The following is a 15,751-nucleotide window of genomic DNA, read 5'->3' as shown; positions in this document are numbered from 1 at the left end:
CTCCGATTCGGAGGGTGGTCAAGCGTCGGGAGAGGATGTGCCCATGAGCGAGGACGGAATCCGCCTGAGCCCCACCTCGTACGTCGTTCTGGGACTGATCCACCTGCGGGGCCCGTCGACGCCGTACGAGCTCGAGAGCGCGGTCCGGAAGTCCGTGGAGTACTTCTGGACGTTCCCGCACTCCCAGCTCTACCGGGAGCCCGACCGCCTCACCGCCTCCGGCCATCTCACCGTCGACCAGGAGCCGGGCGGCCGGCGCCGCAAGGTCTTCGCGCTGACCCCGCGGGGCCGCTCGGCGCTGGACACCTGGCTGACCCGGCCCGTCGAGGACGTGTTCGAGATGCGCGACGAGGCGGTGCTGCAACTGTTCTTCAGCGATCAGCTCACGGCCACGGCTCTCGTCGACCTCGCCCGCCACGAGATCGCCCTCTACCAGCGACGACTCGACGAGTACGAGCGAATCGCCGCACGCGAGCTCCCCCGCCACGGCCAGGACCGCCGCATGGCACCGCTACGCCTGGGGATCAAGCTCGCCGAGGCCTTCCGCGAGTTCTGGGAGGAGATCGCCGCGGACCCCCCACCGCCGACCCCGGTTCCCGACCCGGTCGACGGCCCGCCCGGGCGGCTGTGTTAGCGTTTTCGAGCGCTCGTCGGAGCGCATCGCACGCGCCGTTAGCTCAATTGGCAGAGCAGCTGGCTCTTAACCAGCGGGTTCGGGGTTCAAGTCCCTGACGGCGCACCAAAGTAGCAGGTCAGAGCGTTGTCGCTCTGGCCTGCTACTCGTTTCAGGAGATCCACTCGTCGCAAACCCTCCTGGAGCGTCCGTCATGCGCGTCCTCCCCTCGCCCTCGGGCACCACGGCATGGGCTCCGGGTCGACGAGCTCGATCGCGCCCGGGGCGACCAGCGCACGCTGGACCATCGGCCACGACACCCGATGCGCCGCGGCGACACCGGACGCCGCACGGGCTCAACCTCAGGTTGCCCGCCCCCTCTACCCATGCTCTGGCGCCCACTACCGCTGCATTCCGCCTCTCATGCGCACCACCACGGGGCCGGGGAGACGGCCGTCGAACTGACCGGCGTGACCGTTCGCGCCGCGATGGGGATTCTTCGGCCGGTGCCGATTCGCCCACCACTACAAGGAACGGTTCGGCGAGATCCGGCGGCAGAACTCTGGGGGACCGCCTGGGGCGGTGCGGCGGCTACTGTGACTTGCTCTCGATCCGCAAGGGCGAAATGCCGTAGGCGCCGCGGTGGAAAAGCAACGGCGACCGCGACGCGTCCGCACTGAGGTCCTGAACCAGCCCCAGGACGATCGTGTGGTCACCGCCGGGAAACTCCTCATGCAGCGCGCAGTCGATCCACGCGGCCACCCCGTACAGCCGAGGCGCGCCGGACGGGGCAGGCGTCCACGGCACGCCGGTGAACTTGTCGGTTCCCGAGCGCGCGAACGCAGTGCTGATTTCTGCGTGATCGTCGGCCAGGATGTTCACACAGAATCGTCCTGCTTCCCGGATGCGTGGCCACGTCGCCGAGCTGCGGGCCGGCGCGAAGGACACCAGAGGCGGATCGAGCGACAGGGAGCTGAACGACTGGCACGTGAAGCCGACCGGTCCTTCCGGCGTGATCGCGGTGATCACGACGATGCCGGACGGGAAATGGCCCAGCACGCTGCGCATGTACAAGGGGTCGACCGAGGTTACCCCGGTGTGCGTCCGGTCACTCATGCGGAACGAGGCTATGCCGAGCAGCGGCGGCCCGATATCCGCCGACATCCGCGCATTATCCGCTGGGCGAACATCGGAACGTCTGGTGCACTCCGCGGATAGTCGTCGTCATTCATCGGATAGTGCGAGCCTTTCGACTCCTGTTAGCGTCGGCGAGTGGTCGACGACGATGTGGCCGCCCGTCGATGGCGGAGCCATGAGGGGTCCGTGTCATCGAGGTCGGGATCTTGATAGCCGGCCCGTTCTACGGGCGACTGCACGCCGCCCACCTGCCGAAGTGGTCAAGATCGAGCCCCCAGGAGTTGACGATGACGCGCTCCACTGACAACCACGGTCCGCATTTACCGGCGATGCCGTCGACACTTGCCGTTCAGTATGCCGTCGCCGCGCTCGCGGCCGGGCGAATGGTGGTCGTCACCGACGACGCAGACCGGGAGAACGAGGGTGACCTGATCCTGCCGGCCGCTACTGCCACAGCCGAACAGGTCGCGTTCGTCGTACGCCACACCACCGGCATCCTCTGCGCTCCCATGCCGGCATCACGAGCCGACGCACTCAACCTGCCTCTGATGGTCGAGGAGAACACCGACGCGCACGGGACGGCCTTCACCGTCACCGTCGACCACCGCAGCTGCGGAACCGGGGTGGCGGCCGCCGACCGCGCTGCGAGCCTCCGTGCTCTCGCGGATCCGGCCACCCGGCCCGAAGACCTGCGACGCCCCGGACACGTCTTCCCGCTTCGAGCCCGAGACGGCGGCGTCCTCGTCCGTGCGGGGCACACTGAGGCCGCAGTCGATCTGCTGCGCCTGTCCGGGCACGAACCTGTCGGAGTGATCGGAGAGATCGTCGCTGCGGACGGGTCGATGGCGCGAGGAGAACTGCTGCGGACCTTCGCCGCCGAACACGACCTGCCGATCCTCGCGATCGCTGACCTCGTGCGGTACCGGCGAGCTACGGAGCGACTGGTCGAGCCCGTCGCCACCTCGGCGATGCCGACGGTGTTCGGGGACTTCCGGGCGGTTGTGTACCGATCGACGATCGACGGTACGGAGCATCTCGCCCTGGTCCACGGCGACGTCGCCGCCGCCAGCCACACCGACCGTGGCGCGCTGGTCCGGGTGCACAGCGAATGCCTCACCGGCGACATCATCGGGTCATTGCGTTGCGACTGCGGGGCACAGCTCGAGCAGGCACTTCGTGCGATCGTCGCCGAAGGGGCCGGCGCTGTCGTCTATCTCCGCGGCCACGAAGGTCGCGGGATCGGCCTGGCACACAAGATCCGCGCCTACGCGCTGCAGGAGTCCGGCCTGGACACCGTCGACGCCAACACCGCGCAGGGGCTCCCGGTCGACAGCCGCTCGTACGGCACCGGTGCGCAGGTCCTGGTCGATCTCGGCATCACCCGGCTCCGGCTCATCACGAACAACCCCGCCAAGTACGGCGGCCTTGATGGGTACGGCCTGGAGATCCTCGGCCGCGTCGGTCTCCCGACCAGTACCTCGCCACACAACGTCCGCTACCTGCGTACGAAGCAGGAGCGCATGGGGCACCTCCTATCAGGGGGCGAGAGTACGGGTTGACGCAGAACTCATGGGCGGGGTCGGAACCGAGCAGAACTGACGTCCTCGACGAGCGCGAACCAGTGGATGCGTTGAGTCCGCCTCAGCCGTGGCGTCGAAAGCCATGGCGAGAGCTCGTCACCACCGTGTGGGGCGACGATCGATCGCTGCGTTCGCGCAACGGCGAACCGGCTACGCGACGGGGATAGTCACGTGGTGGGCCAGAGAGCTAGCGTGCGGCGTCCAGGTCTGACGACGGTGTCCGGGGCGAGGTGGAGGGAGGGTCGACCCGATGCGTGCGACAGGGGCGCTGGAACCGAACTCGTCCGACACCTCGCGCATGCCCCTGGCCCGTTCCCCGATCTGCGCGACGGAGGACCTCGATGAGGCCAGGGACGTCATCTGCCGGCTCTACTACCCGCACCGGCTCGACATCGCCGAGGATCAGCCGCTCGACCTCGTGCTGAACGCCGCGGTCAGCGGGAGCATGACCCTGGGGTTCTGCACGTTCGGAGCCGATGCGCGAGCAATGCTTGAAACCTGTGGATGACCGGAGGGGCCGTACCCTTCCGGTGATCTTGAGGCCATCAAGCAAGATCGGCGCGCCAACGCCGGTCGGAAGGGTACGACCCGTGCTCACCGTAGTTCCTGGAGCTGCCGACGCAGATGAACCCCACCGGGACGGCGGCTCGCTGATCGACGAGCTGGTCCGCGAGGGCGCCCGCCGGATGCTCGCCGAGGCTCTGCAGGCCGAGGTCGACGACTACATTGCCCGCCACGTCGGCGAGCGCGACGAGCACGGCCGCCGGCTGGTCGTGCGCAACGGCACCCACCAGCCCCGCGAGGTGCTCACCAGCGCCGGCGCGGTCGAGGTGACCGTGCCGCGGGTGAACGACCGGCGCACCGACCCGCAGACCGGGGAGCGGGCGCGGTTCTCCTCGGCGATCCTGCCGCCCTGGTGCCGCAAGACCCCGAAGATCACCGAAGTGCTGCCGCTGCTCTACCTGCACGGGCTCTCGACCAGCGACTTCGTGCCCGCCCTGGGCCAGTTCCTCGGCTCGACCGCCGGGCTCTCGGCGCCGGTGATCACGAAGCTGACCGAGACCTGGAAGGCCGAACAGCGCACCTTCGCCGCCCGCGACCTGTCCAGAGCCGACTACGTCTACCTGTGGGCCGACGGGATCCACGTCAACATCCGCCTCGAAGAACACAAGCTGTGCCTGCTCGTGCTGATCGGCGTCCGTGCTGACGGGCGCAAGGAGCTCGTCGCGCTGGCCGATGGCTACCGCGAGTCGACCGAGTCCTGGGCGGACCTGCTGCGCGATGCCGCCCGGCGAGGGATGCGCGCCCCGGTCCTCGCGGTCGGAGACGGCGCGCTGGGGTTCTGGGCCGCGCTGCGCGAGGTGTTCCCCGCGACCCGCGAGCAGCGCTGCTGGTTCCACAAGATCGCCAACGTGCTCGGCGCCCTCCCGAAATCCGCGCACCCGGGGGCGAAGAAGGCACTCGCGGAGATCTGGAACGCCGAAGACCGCCGCCACGCCCTCGACGCCGTGAAAGCATTCGAGGCCGCCTACGGGGCGAAATTCCCGAAGGCGGTCGCGAAGATCACCGACGATGTCGAGGTGCTGCTCGCGGTCTACGACTTCCCCGCCGAGCACTGGATCCACCTGCGCACCACGAACCCCATCGAGTCGACCTTCGCCACCGTCCGGCACCGCACGAAGATCACTCGCGGTCCCGGCTCGCGGGCAGCCGGGCTGGCGATGGCGTTCAAGCTCATCGAGGCCGCCCAGGACCGCTGGCGCGCCGTGAACGGCCCACACCTGGTCGCGCTCGTCCGCGCCGGCGCCCTGTTCGTCAACGGCAAGCTCGTCGAACGACCCGACGACCACCACCAACCGGAAGCCGCCTAAAGATCTTCATCCACAGGTCTTGACTATTGCTCCGATGCGCGGCTCGATGCGCCGACGCTCGAGGACTGCTACCAGATCAACCTCTCCGTCCGCGGGGGGACATCGGCGTACCTGTATCGGCAGCGCAAGTACGTGGTGACGGAGGCGGGCGTCCGCGCTGTGATCTTCACACCGGCCGACGCGGTGCGGCTCGAATGGCCGGCCAGCACCGGCCAGTTCGCAGTCAAGATGTCGGCGCTGGCCCTGCACGACCACCTGTCGAACCTGCTGGGCGCGCCGGTGCCCCGGCCCGTCGACTTCCACCCCGAGGTCGATCTCCGGGCGCCGGCAGGAGCTCGGCTGGCGTCGGCGATCGCCTACTACGCAGGCGAGATCGATCGCTTCGGCGGGCGGATGAGCCCCATTCTGGAAAGCCAGTTCGAGAACCTCGTCATCGCGAGTTTCCTGCTGAGCTCACGGCATCGGTACTCTCAGGAGCTGGCCGGAGGTGACTCCCGATCCGCCCGGCCGGCAGCGGTGCAGCGCGCCCTCGATTTCATCCACGAGAACATCGCCGAGCCGATCGGTCTGGCCGACATCGCGAGCGCCGCCGGGGTTTCGGCCCGTTCACTGCAGATCGCCTTCAGCCGCAACCTCACTTCTACCCCCATGGCGGTGTTGCGCGACCTGCGCCTCACCCGTGTTCACGAGGAGCTGTCCTCGAACGACCCGGAGTCAGCGACCGTCTCGAGCATCGCGACGCGGTGGGGTTTCCTGCATCAGGGTCGCTTCGGTCAGCAGTACCGGGCCCGTTACGGATGCCGCCCCGTCGACACGCTCCGAAGGAACCACTGAGCTGCCGCGGACTGCTCGTGGTCAGCGCCCCGGGCCCCATCCGAGACCTCACCGGACGGAGCACACCACCGGCGGGTGTCCGCCGATACGACTGTCATGGTCTCGTGCGTGGTTGCCCCGACCTCGCGCGGCACGCGCCCTCGTCCGCTGCGCTCACATGCCCAGCTCCTCGCCGAAAGCCCCCTCTTCCAGACGGGCTCGGACCGCGCTGACGAAGCGGCCGGCGTCGGCACCGTCGACCAGACGGTGGTCGTAGGTCATCGGAAGGTAGCAACGAGAGCGGACGGCGATCTGGTCCTCACCGTCCGGGCCGGTGATCACAGCAGGAGTTCGGTAGACGGCTCCCGTGGCCAGGATCGCGACCTGCGGCTGGTTGATGATGGGAGTGTCGAACAAGGCACCGACGCTGCCGATGTTGGTGATCGTGAACGTGCCGCCGCTGAGTTCGTCTGCCGTGATGGTGTTCGTGCGGGTGCGCTCGGCAACGTCCGCGATACGGCGGGCGAGCCCGACGACACCCAGCTCCTGGGCGTTCCGTATGACCGGGATGAGCAGCCCCCGTGGGGTGTCAACGGCGACGGCGAGGTGGACGGCGTCGTGATAGATCGCCGACTTGCCGTCCTCGGAGATCGAGGCGTTGAGAGCGGGGAAGGTCGCCAACGTCTCGACCACGGCTTTCGCGATGAACGGCAGGAACGTCAGCTTGATGCCTTCGCGCCGGGTGAAGTCGTCCTTCGCCGCGACCCGCAAGCGGGCAACTCGGGTGACGTCGACCTCCTGGACCGTGGTCAGCTGCGCCGACAAGGTCAAGGACTCCGTCATGCGCTGAGCGATGATCTGCCGCAGCCGCGACATCGGTACCTGCGTGCCTGCCATCTCGGCCGACGTCGACCGTCCGGCTCGGCGCGGCTCCTCGCGTGGGGCCGGCTCTGCGGCCTGCTCGACAACCGGATTCGGGGCGACCGGCGCCGCAGGCGCCGGTTCCGCACGCGCACGCTGGACGGCGGTGCTTTCCGCGGGCGCGGCCGCCGGCGCGGGCTTCCTGTCGGTCACCGGTTCCGTTGTGACGGCGCAGGACTCGCCCGCCTCGCCGACATGCGCGAGCAGGCCGCCGACCTCGACCACCTCGTCCTCACCGACGAGCAGCTCGAGCACTGTGCCCGCCACCGGCGAGGGGATCTCGGTGTCGACCTTGTCCGTGGAGACCTCGAGCAAGGGCTCGTCGACCGCGACCGTGTCGCCGACGTCCTTGAGCCAGCGGGTCACCGTTGCTTCGGTGACGCTCTCCCCGAGCTCGGGCATGGTGACGGAGACGGACATGACGGCAAGAGCTCCTTGCGTGACGGGGCTAGAGAAGGTCGAGGGCGGCCGCGACGATGGCGTCGCTGTCGAGGCCGTGGTGGCGGTAGACGGACTCGAGGTCTCCGGACTGTCCGAACCGGGTGACCCCGAGGTGGGTGGCGCGCACAGAGTTGATCCCGGCCAGGAACGCCAGCGTGTGCGGGTGACCGTCGAGCACGGTCACCAGAGGGGCGGCCCGACGTGCGGGGAATGCGGTGTCCAGGACCCAGGTGTCCGTATGTGCGGACCGGGCCGAGCGCCCGGACCTGGCCTGCACGGCATCGAACAGGAGTCCGGGGCTCGTCACGCACACCACGTCGACGGCCGTGCCGAGCGACTCGAGCCGCTCCGCAGCGCCGAGTGCCTCGGGGGTCACTGCACCCATCACGGTGATGGTCACGGCGGGCGCCTGCTCCGGGCTGCGTCGGATCGGGTATGCGCCGGCCACCACCTGACGGCGGCGCCGCTCGCGGGCCGCCGCGTCGGTCGGCACCGCGGCCAGGGCCTGGTCGACCGGCCGGGTGGACAGACGCAGGTACGCCGAGCTGCCGTCCGGACGGCCCAGGCGGGCCAGGGAGGCGAACAGTGTCCATTCGGTGTCGATCGCGAACGCGGGCTCGTAGGTGATGCAGCCCGGCTGCTCCAGCCCGACGGACGGTGTGGTGATCGACTGGTGCGCACCGCCCTCGGGCGCCAGCGAGACCCCCGACGGTGTGCCGACGAGGATCGACTGCCCACCGGCGTAGATGCCGTACGACCACGGCTCCAACGCCCGCTCGACGAACGGGTCGTAGAGCACTCCGATCGGCAGCAGCGGCTGCCCCCAACGACTCCAGGTGGCACCGAGCTCGGCGAGCAACCCGACCAGGTTGCCCTCGGCGATGCCCAGCTCCAGATGCTGGCCCGTGGGCTTCTCCCGCCAGTGCAGAATGGTTTCCGGATCGTCCTCGAACCAGTTCTGTCGCTCATCGGGGGACCACACGCCGACCTTGTTCACCCAACCCCCGAGGTTCGTCGAGGACGAAACGTCCGGGCACAGCGTCACGACGCGCTTGGCGGCCTCGGGCGAGGACCGGGTCAGGTCGAGCAACGCCCGGCCCAGAGCTGCCTGCGTGGTGGCCGTGCCCGAGGGGGTGCGCCCGATGTCGATGGGGAGCTCGCCGACCGGGGTGGGTGACATCTGGTCCCTGCGCAGCCGCTCCGCGGCTGCAGCACAGGCCTCGCCGGCCTCGCTGTCGGCGGGGAACCTCTGCCACGGTGCGTCGAGCGACATGCCGGAGCTCTGCGCGAGGTCGGCGATCTGCTCGGCTGACAGCAGTGAGGAGTGGTTCTGCGGGTGTCCCTCGCTGGCCAGTCCTCGCCCTTTGACGGTGTAGGCGAAGATGACCGTGGGGCGGGCGTCGTCGATCGCGCCCAGCACGTCGCCGACGGCCCGCAGATCGTGGCCGCCCAGGTTGCGGACGGCCGCGTGGAGCGTGTCGTCGTCCAGCGTGGCGACGAGCTCGGTCAGGACGGGCGTGTCGGGCAACCGCACGCGTAGCTGTGCCGGGGTGCAGCGCAGCAGCCGCTGATACTCCGGGTTGGCCATCTCGTCGATCCTGCGGCGCAGGTCGTTCCCCCCGGGCCGCTCGAAGAGCTCGTGGAGCAGGCGGCCGTACTTGACGGTGAGCACCTGCCAGCCCGCGGCCTCGAACATCCCCTGCAGGCGCGTCGCTCCGATGTTCGGCACGACCCGGTCCAGGCTCTGCCGATTGAGATCGACGATCCACACGACTTCACCGAGCTCACCGACCATCGGGTCGAGGATGGCCTCCCACACCGCGCCTTCGTCCAGTTCGGCGTCACCGACGAGCGAGTACTGGCGACCACTGCCGGCGCCACCGAGGTGGGAGTTGACGTAACGGCGGGACAGAGCGCCCCAGATCGGTGCGGTGGCACCGATGCCGACCGAGCCGGTGGAGTAGTCGACGGTGTCGGGGTCCTTCGACCGCGACGGGTAGGACTGCAGTCCGCCGAAGGACCGCAGCGTGGTCAGGTAGGCCTCGTCGAGGTCACCGAGTAGGTAGTTGATCGCGTGCAGGACCGGTGACGCATGGGGCTTGACCGACACCCGGTCCCCAGCGCGCAAGTGTTCGAAGAACAGGGTCGTCATCAGCGTGGTCATCGACGCGCACGACGCCTGGTGCCCGCCGACCTTGAGCCCGGTCGGATTGGCCCGAACACGGTTGGCGTGATCGATGATCGCGGTGGAGAGCCACAGCACGCGCTGCTCGATCTGCTCAAGCACGACGAGGCGACCTGCGTCCTGCTCGACAGGAATGACGTTCGTCATCAGTGCTCCTCTCGGGAGAGCCAGGTGAAGTAACGACCGGAGAGTTCGTGAATGCCGCTCGCGGGATTGCGCGTGTGACCCGTCGGCACCGGTCGATCGGCGAAGGGTCGCCGGGACCTCGGTCGGTGGTGTGCGATCTGCCGAGCCCGGCCCCGGGGGGCACGCCGGGCGGTCAGCCCTGAACCGCCATCGGGCTCGTCCCCCGGGCAGTTGCGCGCAGCTCCCCCTTCCGCACCTTCCCGGTCGAGGTCCGCGGCAGCTCGGTGACCATCTCCACTTCGCGCGGGGCCTTGTACCGCGCGATCCGACCCCGGACGTGCTCGATGAGCGCCTCCGACGATGTCTCCGCACCCACGGCGAGGACCACATACGCCTTGGGGCTCTCGCCCCACCTCTCATCCGGAACGCCGATGACCGCAACGTCGGTCACGTCCGGATGGCTCGACAGGGCTTGCTCGACCTCCAGGGTGGAGATGTTCTCGCCACCGGAGATGACGATGTCCTTGGCGCGGTCGAGGAGCTTGACGTAGCCGTCCGGGAACATCACGCCGAGGTCGCCCGAGTGGAACCACCCCCCGGCGAACGCCTCCTCAGTCGCGGCGGGGTCTCGGTGATACCCCTTCATGACCGTGTTGCCCCTCATCACGATCTCGCCCATCTCGATGCCGTCAGGGGTGACGTCGACCAGCCCACCGGCCTCGTCGCGCTCGCGGCGCACCACGCGCATGCGATCAGCGGTGAGCATCCCGACGCCTTGCCGGGCGAGCAGCTCGGCCTGCTCCTCCTCGGGACGCGTCGCCCAGTCGTCGCCGACCTCGGCCACCGAGTAGGGGCCGTAGGTCTCGGTCAGCCCGTAGACGTGGACGACCTCGGCACCCAGCTTCCGCATCCGTGCGATGATCGTCGGGCTCGGGGGCGCCCCCGCCGTCGTCACGGACAGCGGGCGGTCCAGCGGATGCGCCTGTGGCGCATCGGCCAGGGTGGTCAGCACCACCGGCGCACCGGCGAGGTGGGTCACCGCCTCCGAATCGATGAGTGACCAGACCTCGGCACCGCGAACCGCTCGGATACAGAGGTGGGTCCCCGCCACCGCCGCGAGCGCCCATGTCGTGCACCACCCGTTGCAGTGGAACATCGGGAGGGTCCACAGGTAGCGGCTGCCGTCGACGAGCCGCTGATGCTGGACCTCGGCGAGTGAGTTGAGGTAGGCGCCGCGGTGGCTGTACTCCACACCCTTCGGCCGACCGGTCGTACCGGACGTGTAGTTGATGGTGATGGTCCGCGTCTCGTCGTCCACCTCCCACGGGAAGTCCGCGCCCGACGCTCGGGTCAGCAGGTCGGAATAGCGGACCGCGCTCGCTGTGGAGTGGTATGCGCCACTCTGGTCCGGGACCTCCACGACCTCGCGGATCGTGGGGAAGGCCTGACCCAGATCCAGCCCGTCGAGGAGATCACCGTCGCCGATCAGCAGGGACGCCGCCGAGTGCCGGCAGATGTAGGCGACCTCGGACGGGCTCAGCCGGGTGTTGACGGACACCAGCACCGCGCAGGCGAGCGGCACGGCGAAGTGAGCGGCCAACAGTTCGGCAGAGTTGCTGCCCAGGAAGGCGACACGGTCGCCTGGTCCGATCCCGCTCTCTCGCAGAGCCCGGGCGAACGCCGCCACCTCCTGGTGGAACTCCGCCCACGTCCATCGACGTCCTCCGTCGATGACCGCCACACGGTCGGGGTGCACCTCGGCTGCCCGCGCCATGAAGCGCAGTGGTGTCAGAGGGACATCGAGTCCGGACATCGAATCTCCATGCGAGTAGCTACGAGGTCCCGTGCGACGGACACGGGTAGGGCGGCAAGACCGAGTGGTTCGGAGACGTGCTCGCGGACGGATCCGGCGCACACTGCAGGAGGGCGAGGCGCTCACTCGTTCCCGCGGACGGCCGTCCGCAGTTCGCCCAATCCCTCGATCCGGCTCAGCAGCTCGTCTCCCGGACGGAGATAGACCTGCGGATCTCGGCCGAACCCGACACCGGACGGCGTGCCCGTGAAGATCACGTCTCCGGGGTGCAACGTCAGGTACCGCGACAGATAGGAAACGACTCGCCTGACGTCGAAGATGAGGTGCTTCGTGCTGGACTGCTGGACGACCTCGCCGTTGAGCAGGCAGGTGATCTCGAGGTCATCCGGGTCGGCGAGCTCGTCCGGAGTCACCAACCACGGACCCAGTGGACCGAAGCCGCGCAGTGACTTGGCAAGTCCGAACTGCTGTGGTGCCGGCCCCGCGAACTGCAGAGTCCGGTCGCTGATGTCCTGTCCGATGGTCAAGCCCGCCACGTGGTCCCATGCCACGGCTTCCGGAACGTCGCGTGCGACCGCACCGATCACCACAACCAGTTCGACCTCCCAGTCGATGGTCGAGTTCGGCAGGACGAGCGGCGAGCCCGGATCCGCTATGCACGAACTGAACTTCGGGAAGACGAACGGCTCCTCCGGGAGTTCCAGCCCGCTCTCCTGTGCGTGGTCGGCGTAGTTCAGTCCAACCGCCAGGCACTGCCGAGGCCGCGGGACGGGAGCACCGACACCCACCGGCGTGGCCGGGAGCGATGCAGGGCCGGGCCGTGTCGCCGCCCAGTCCCGGAACTCGGCCCATCGGGCGTAAACGGCTTGCGGATCTGAACTGAAACGACCTTCGCTGGTCTCGGCGACGTCGATCAGAACGTCCCGCTCCTGCAGGTGCAGCCGTCCTCCCACGTTCGCGATCCTCATCGGACCACCATCCGGCCTTCCGGGGCGGTGTGCCGTCGGGACTCCCCCGAGCGTGCCGTGCCCTTCACCGGTAGACCGATGTCGGTGAACAAGGTCGGCCTCCTTTGATCCTTCGATGTGATCGATCTACGCGTGAACGGCGTGGGCGCCGGCCGCGACCTGGTCGTCCAGCGCATCGATCTCGGGCGTCAGCGCACTGGGCAGTGGGTGTTCAGGGCGTGAACGGCTCCCTCAGGCCCATCTCCTCAAGGCGGGGAAGCACCTGCTCGACGAAGTACGGGAGCTCCTCGAGGTAGTCGAGCATCCCGAGCACGACGCCCTCGACGCCGATGTCGTGGATCTCCTTGAGCTGCTCGGCGACCTGGTCGGGGGTCCCGATGAACTGCGGGCCACCGAGGCCGACGATGCCGCGGTCGACGAGTTCGCGCATCTCCTCGCTGAGCGATCCGCTGCCGATGCCGAACTCGCGCAGGAAGTTCTCCGCGGCGGGGCGATCAGCCATCTCCAGCATCTGGTCGACCACCGCTCGCGCCTCCTTCTCCGTCTCCCGACACACGAGAAACCCGTCGGTGAGCGGTGAGATCTCGCGGTCGTACGTCTCACGAGCGAGCTTCTTGGCGCGCTCGACGTGCTGGGCACCGGACTCGAGGTCGTTCACGATCGCGAAGTTGTAGTCGGCCTCCCGCGCCGCGAAGTCCACGCCGGCAGGCGAGCCGCCGGCGTTCAGGATCGGCGGGTAGGGACCCTGGAAGGGCTTCGGCAGCGACTGCACCTCGCGCAGCTGGAAGAACTCGCCGTCGAAGTCGAAGGGCTCCTTCGAGGTCCAGATCCGCTTGACCAGCCCCATCCACTCGGCCCCGTACCGGTAGCGGTCGTCGTGGTCCATCATCTCCTGGCCGAACATCACCATGTCCGGGGCGAACCAGCCCATCACGGCGTTGAAGGCATAGCGACCCTTCGCGATGTGGTCGATGGTCGCGCATTGTTTGGCTGCCATGACCGGGTGGGCCAGGGTGAGGTGCAACGTCGAGACCACCGTGATGTGGCTCGTCTCCGCAGCGATCCCCGCCGCCCAGGTCATGGTCTCGAACGACTCCGAGAACGGGTCGGTGTTGCCACCCATGCCGCGCCACCGGGCGACGGGGATGAGGAACTCGATCCCCGCCTGGTCGGCTGCCCTGGAGATCGCCGAGGTGTGCGGCCATGTGATCTCGTAGCTGGTCGGCGCGGTGGTGAAGGAGAGACCATTGCTCACGTTGTGCCCGAATAGACCGAGCTTGAACTTGTTGCCCTTCCGGATCTGCTCGCGAGCAGTCAAAGGGGTATCCGCCGAAGTCGTCATCCCACGTCCTTGTGTCGAGGCCTGCCAGCAGATTAGGAGAGAGCACTCGACCACCGATATCCCCGCGACGCAGCCCCGGATCCGATTCCCGAACCGCCTCACGGAGCTCATCTCACTGTCGCAGCCAGAGATCGAGGAACAGGCGGGATGTCCGTGCTCGCGACGCAGATCATCCGGCGCGCCTGTTCTCAGCGGCGGAGGGCGCCCGCCCGCCTCCTTCGTGAATCGGCTCGTTGTCCTACCTGAAGCGGATAGACTCCGGACCCGGGGCGCACTACAAACCTCTCAGTCCCGCTTCGCGTCCTCGACTATCGACGCGCAGCGGGACGGTTGGCCCGACGGGCCCCGAATCCCAGGGACTGCGGCCGACCGATACGCACTACCGGGACGCAGGCATCACTCAAGGCCGGCGGAAGTCAGAATCAGCACGATCAGCCCGGTTCCCACGAAGCAATCGGGACGATCAGTTCTCTGATCACCGTTGAGGCACTTTCGGCAGGCGCATCGACAACCCGATCAACTCATGCCCCGCGAGATCTCGCCACGGTCGGCGGTGGGTGGCACCGCTCCGCCGCCTGCGGTGAGAGATCCCAACTGAACGGAACCGGATGTTCACCGCGTCGCCGTGTCCCGCGGAGACCCCGTCGTCGTCAGATGGGGTCGCACCGTCAGATCGCGCTCGAGTCGCGATGGGTTTCCACGTCGCGTCGCGGAGGCCGCCTTCTCGGATGAGTCCGTGATGGCGCCGCTGCAGGACGCCGGCCGGCAACAGTGAACGCCGTGGATTCCATCTCCCTGTCCGAGACCATGGCCCGACGCGGTAATGCGACGCACGGCATCGATCGAAGCAAGTACGACAGGATCAACGAGGAGCAGTCGTGAACGAGACCATCGAGATCGGCGCCGTGAGCGTGACCAGGGTGATGGAGTGGGAGGGACTCTTCGCTCCCGTCACCGACTTCGTGCCGGAGAGCGACCGGGAGTTCTGGGAAGAGCGGTCGGACGTGCTCACCCCCGACTTCTGGGACCGCGAGAGCGGCATGGCCCGCGCCTGCCTGCAGACGTTCGTAGTGCGTAGCGAAGGGCGCACCATCCTCATCGACACCGGTGCAGGCGACGGCAAGGAGCGGCCGTACCTCCAGGTGTTCGGCCACCTACAGACGGGCTTCATGGAGCGCCTGGCCGCCGCCGGCGTCCGCCCCGAGGACGTGGACGTCGTGGTGAATACACATGTCCACGTCGACCACGTCGGCTGGAACACCGTCCTGCGAGACCGAGAATGGGTACCTACCTTCCCGAACGCGCGGTACCTGTTCTCGAAGGCGGACTTCGAGTTCTGGAACCCACTCAACGGCCACGAGCGGCTGGGCATGTGGGTCAACCACAACATGTTCGAGGACAGCGTGCTGCCGGTGCACCAGGCCGGGCTGGCCGACGCCTGGGAGGGCGACACGCTGCAGATCGACTCGAACCTGACCCTGGAGCTGGCACCCGGTCACACCCCCGGGCTCACCGTGGTGAAGGTGGAGTCCGAGGGTGAGCGCGCCGTGTTCGTCGGGGACCTCATGCACAGCCCGGTCCAGATGCTGCGTCCGGACTGGAACAGCTGCTTCTGCGAGGACGCGGCCATGGCGCGCAGGTCCCGGCGCAGGATCCTTTCGTGGGCCGCCGACGAGAACGTCCTGGTGGTCCCTGCGCACTTCGACGGGCACCATGCCGCCGAGGTCATCCGAGACGGCGACAACTTCGACCTGAAGGCGTGGGCCGCGTTTCGGCCCCAGAGCTAGCTGGACAGTGTCTCGGCCCCGGATCCAGCCGGACGGTATGGATGCGTCCGGGTGGCCCTCACCCTGGCGACCCCTCCGGGCCCGAGCTTCGCAACGGGGATATCGCCGAGCCACGTATGGGATATCCGAGCCGTCCCTCGCGGACTAGCGTCGT

12 protein-coding genes, 1 tRNA gene and 1 pseudogene are annotated in these 15,751 nt (G+C 68.3%); 8 read left to right on the top strand and 6 right to left on the bottom strand.

Annotation, left to right across the window (positions count from 1 at the left end; translation table 11 throughout):
* Nucleotides 1–43: 43 nt before the first annotated feature.
* The gene (locus I4I81_RS30530; RefSeq protein WP_218605667.1) at nt 44–634 is read left to right on the top strand and encodes a PadR family transcriptional regulator; all 591 of its coding nucleotides are present in this window, start codon (nt 44–46) and stop codon (nt 632–634) included.
* A 32-nt stretch (nt 635–666) separates the two neighbouring features.
* Nucleotides 667–742 (top strand) — tRNA-Lys (locus I4I81_RS30525).
* A gap of 462 nt (nt 743–1,204) precedes the next feature.
* Here the strand turns inward: I4I81_RS30525 and I4I81_RS30520 are convergent.
* Entirely contained in the window at nt 1,205–1,777 is a 573-nt protein-coding gene (locus tag I4I81_RS30520; RefSeq protein WP_372453689.1) for a flavin reductase family protein, read from the bottom strand.
* A gap of 260 nt (nt 1,778–2,037) precedes the next feature.
* Between I4I81_RS30520 and I4I81_RS30515 the strand changes: the two genes are divergently transcribed.
* The 5 genes and pseudogenes from I4I81_RS30515 (at nt 2,038) to I4I81_RS31320 (ending at nt 6,035) form a co-directional block, all read left to right on the top strand.
* Nucleotides 2,038–3,309: a bifunctional 3,4-dihydroxy-2-butanone-4-phosphate synthase/GTP cyclohydrolase II gene (locus I4I81_RS30515; RefSeq protein WP_275957372.1), complete on the top strand. Its 1,272-nt coding sequence runs from the start codon at nt 2,038–2,040 to the stop codon at nt 3,307–3,309.
* 271 nt (nt 3,310–3,580) lie between these two features.
* Nucleotides 3,581–3,838, top strand: a complete 258-nt coding sequence (locus I4I81_RS30510) for a cupin domain-containing protein (RefSeq protein WP_218616493.1) — start codon at nt 3,581–3,583, stop codon at nt 3,836–3,838.
* Between the two features lie 82 nt (nt 3,839–3,920).
* Nucleotides 3,921–5,201: an IS256 family transposase gene (locus I4I81_RS30505; protein ID WP_218606453.1), complete on the top strand. Its 1,281-nt coding sequence runs from the start codon at nt 3,921–3,923 to the stop codon at nt 5,199–5,201.
* A gap of 36 nt (nt 5,202–5,237) precedes the next feature.
* Nucleotides 5,238–5,639: pseudogene (locus tag I4I81_RS31325) on the top strand (cupin domain-containing protein); the annotation flags it as partial.
* Nucleotides 5,640–5,717: 78 nt separating this feature from the next.
* Nucleotides 5,718–6,035: a helix-turn-helix transcriptional regulator gene (locus I4I81_RS31320; protein WP_267461553.1), complete on the top strand. Its 318-nt coding sequence runs from the start codon at nt 5,718–5,720 to the stop codon at nt 6,033–6,035.
* Between the two features lie 153 nt (nt 6,036–6,188).
* Here the strand turns inward: I4I81_RS31320 and I4I81_RS30495 are convergent, their stop codons facing one another.
* From I4I81_RS30495 to I4I81_RS30475, 5 genes are all read right to left on the bottom strand, one after another.
* Nucleotides 6,189–7,355: a 2-oxo acid dehydrogenase subunit E2 gene (locus I4I81_RS30495; protein ID WP_218601177.1), complete on the bottom strand. Its 1,167-nt coding sequence runs from the start codon at nt 7,353–7,355 to the stop codon at nt 6,189–6,191.
* Nucleotides 7,356–7,383: 28 nt separating this feature from the next.
* Nucleotides 7,384–9,708 carry a thiamine pyrophosphate-binding protein gene (locus I4I81_RS30490; protein WP_218601178.1) on the bottom strand — a complete coding sequence of 775 codons (2,325 nt, stop codon included), beginning with the start codon at nt 9,706–9,708 and terminating at the stop codon, nt 7,384–7,386.
* Nucleotides 9,709–9,880: 172 nt separating this feature from the next.
* A complete protein-coding gene (locus tag I4I81_RS30485) occupies nt 9,881–11,500 on the bottom strand; it encodes an AMP-binding protein (protein ID WP_218601179.1) in 1,620 nt (539 codons plus the stop codon).
* A gap of 122 nt (nt 11,501–11,622) precedes the next feature.
* Nucleotides 11,623–12,468: a fumarylacetoacetate hydrolase family protein gene (locus tag I4I81_RS30480; protein WP_218601180.1), complete on the bottom strand. Its 846-nt coding sequence runs from the start codon at nt 12,466–12,468 to the stop codon at nt 11,623–11,625.
* Between the two features lie 211 nt (nt 12,469–12,679).
* On the bottom strand, nt 12,680–13,810 hold the full coding sequence (locus I4I81_RS30475; RefSeq protein WP_218601181.1) for an LLM class flavin-dependent oxidoreductase: 1,131 nt from the start codon (nt 13,808–13,810) through the stop codon (nt 12,680–12,682).
* 878 nt (nt 13,811–14,688) lie between these two features.
* Here I4I81_RS30475 and I4I81_RS30470 point away from each other — a divergent pair.
* Nucleotides 14,689–15,597, top strand: a complete 909-nt coding sequence (locus I4I81_RS30470; RefSeq protein WP_226363648.1) for an MBL fold metallo-hydrolase — start codon at nt 14,689–14,691, stop codon at nt 15,595–15,597.
* Nucleotides 15,598–15,751: the final 154 nt, after the last annotated feature.

It is taken from the genome of Pseudonocardia abyssalis (assembly GCF_019263705.2).
GTDB lineage: Bacteria > Actinomycetota > Actinomycetes > Mycobacteriales > Pseudonocardiaceae > Pseudonocardia > Pseudonocardia abyssalis.
The sequence above is the reverse complement of the archived record's forward strand: the minus strand, read 5'-3'. Positions and strand labels throughout refer to the sequence as shown.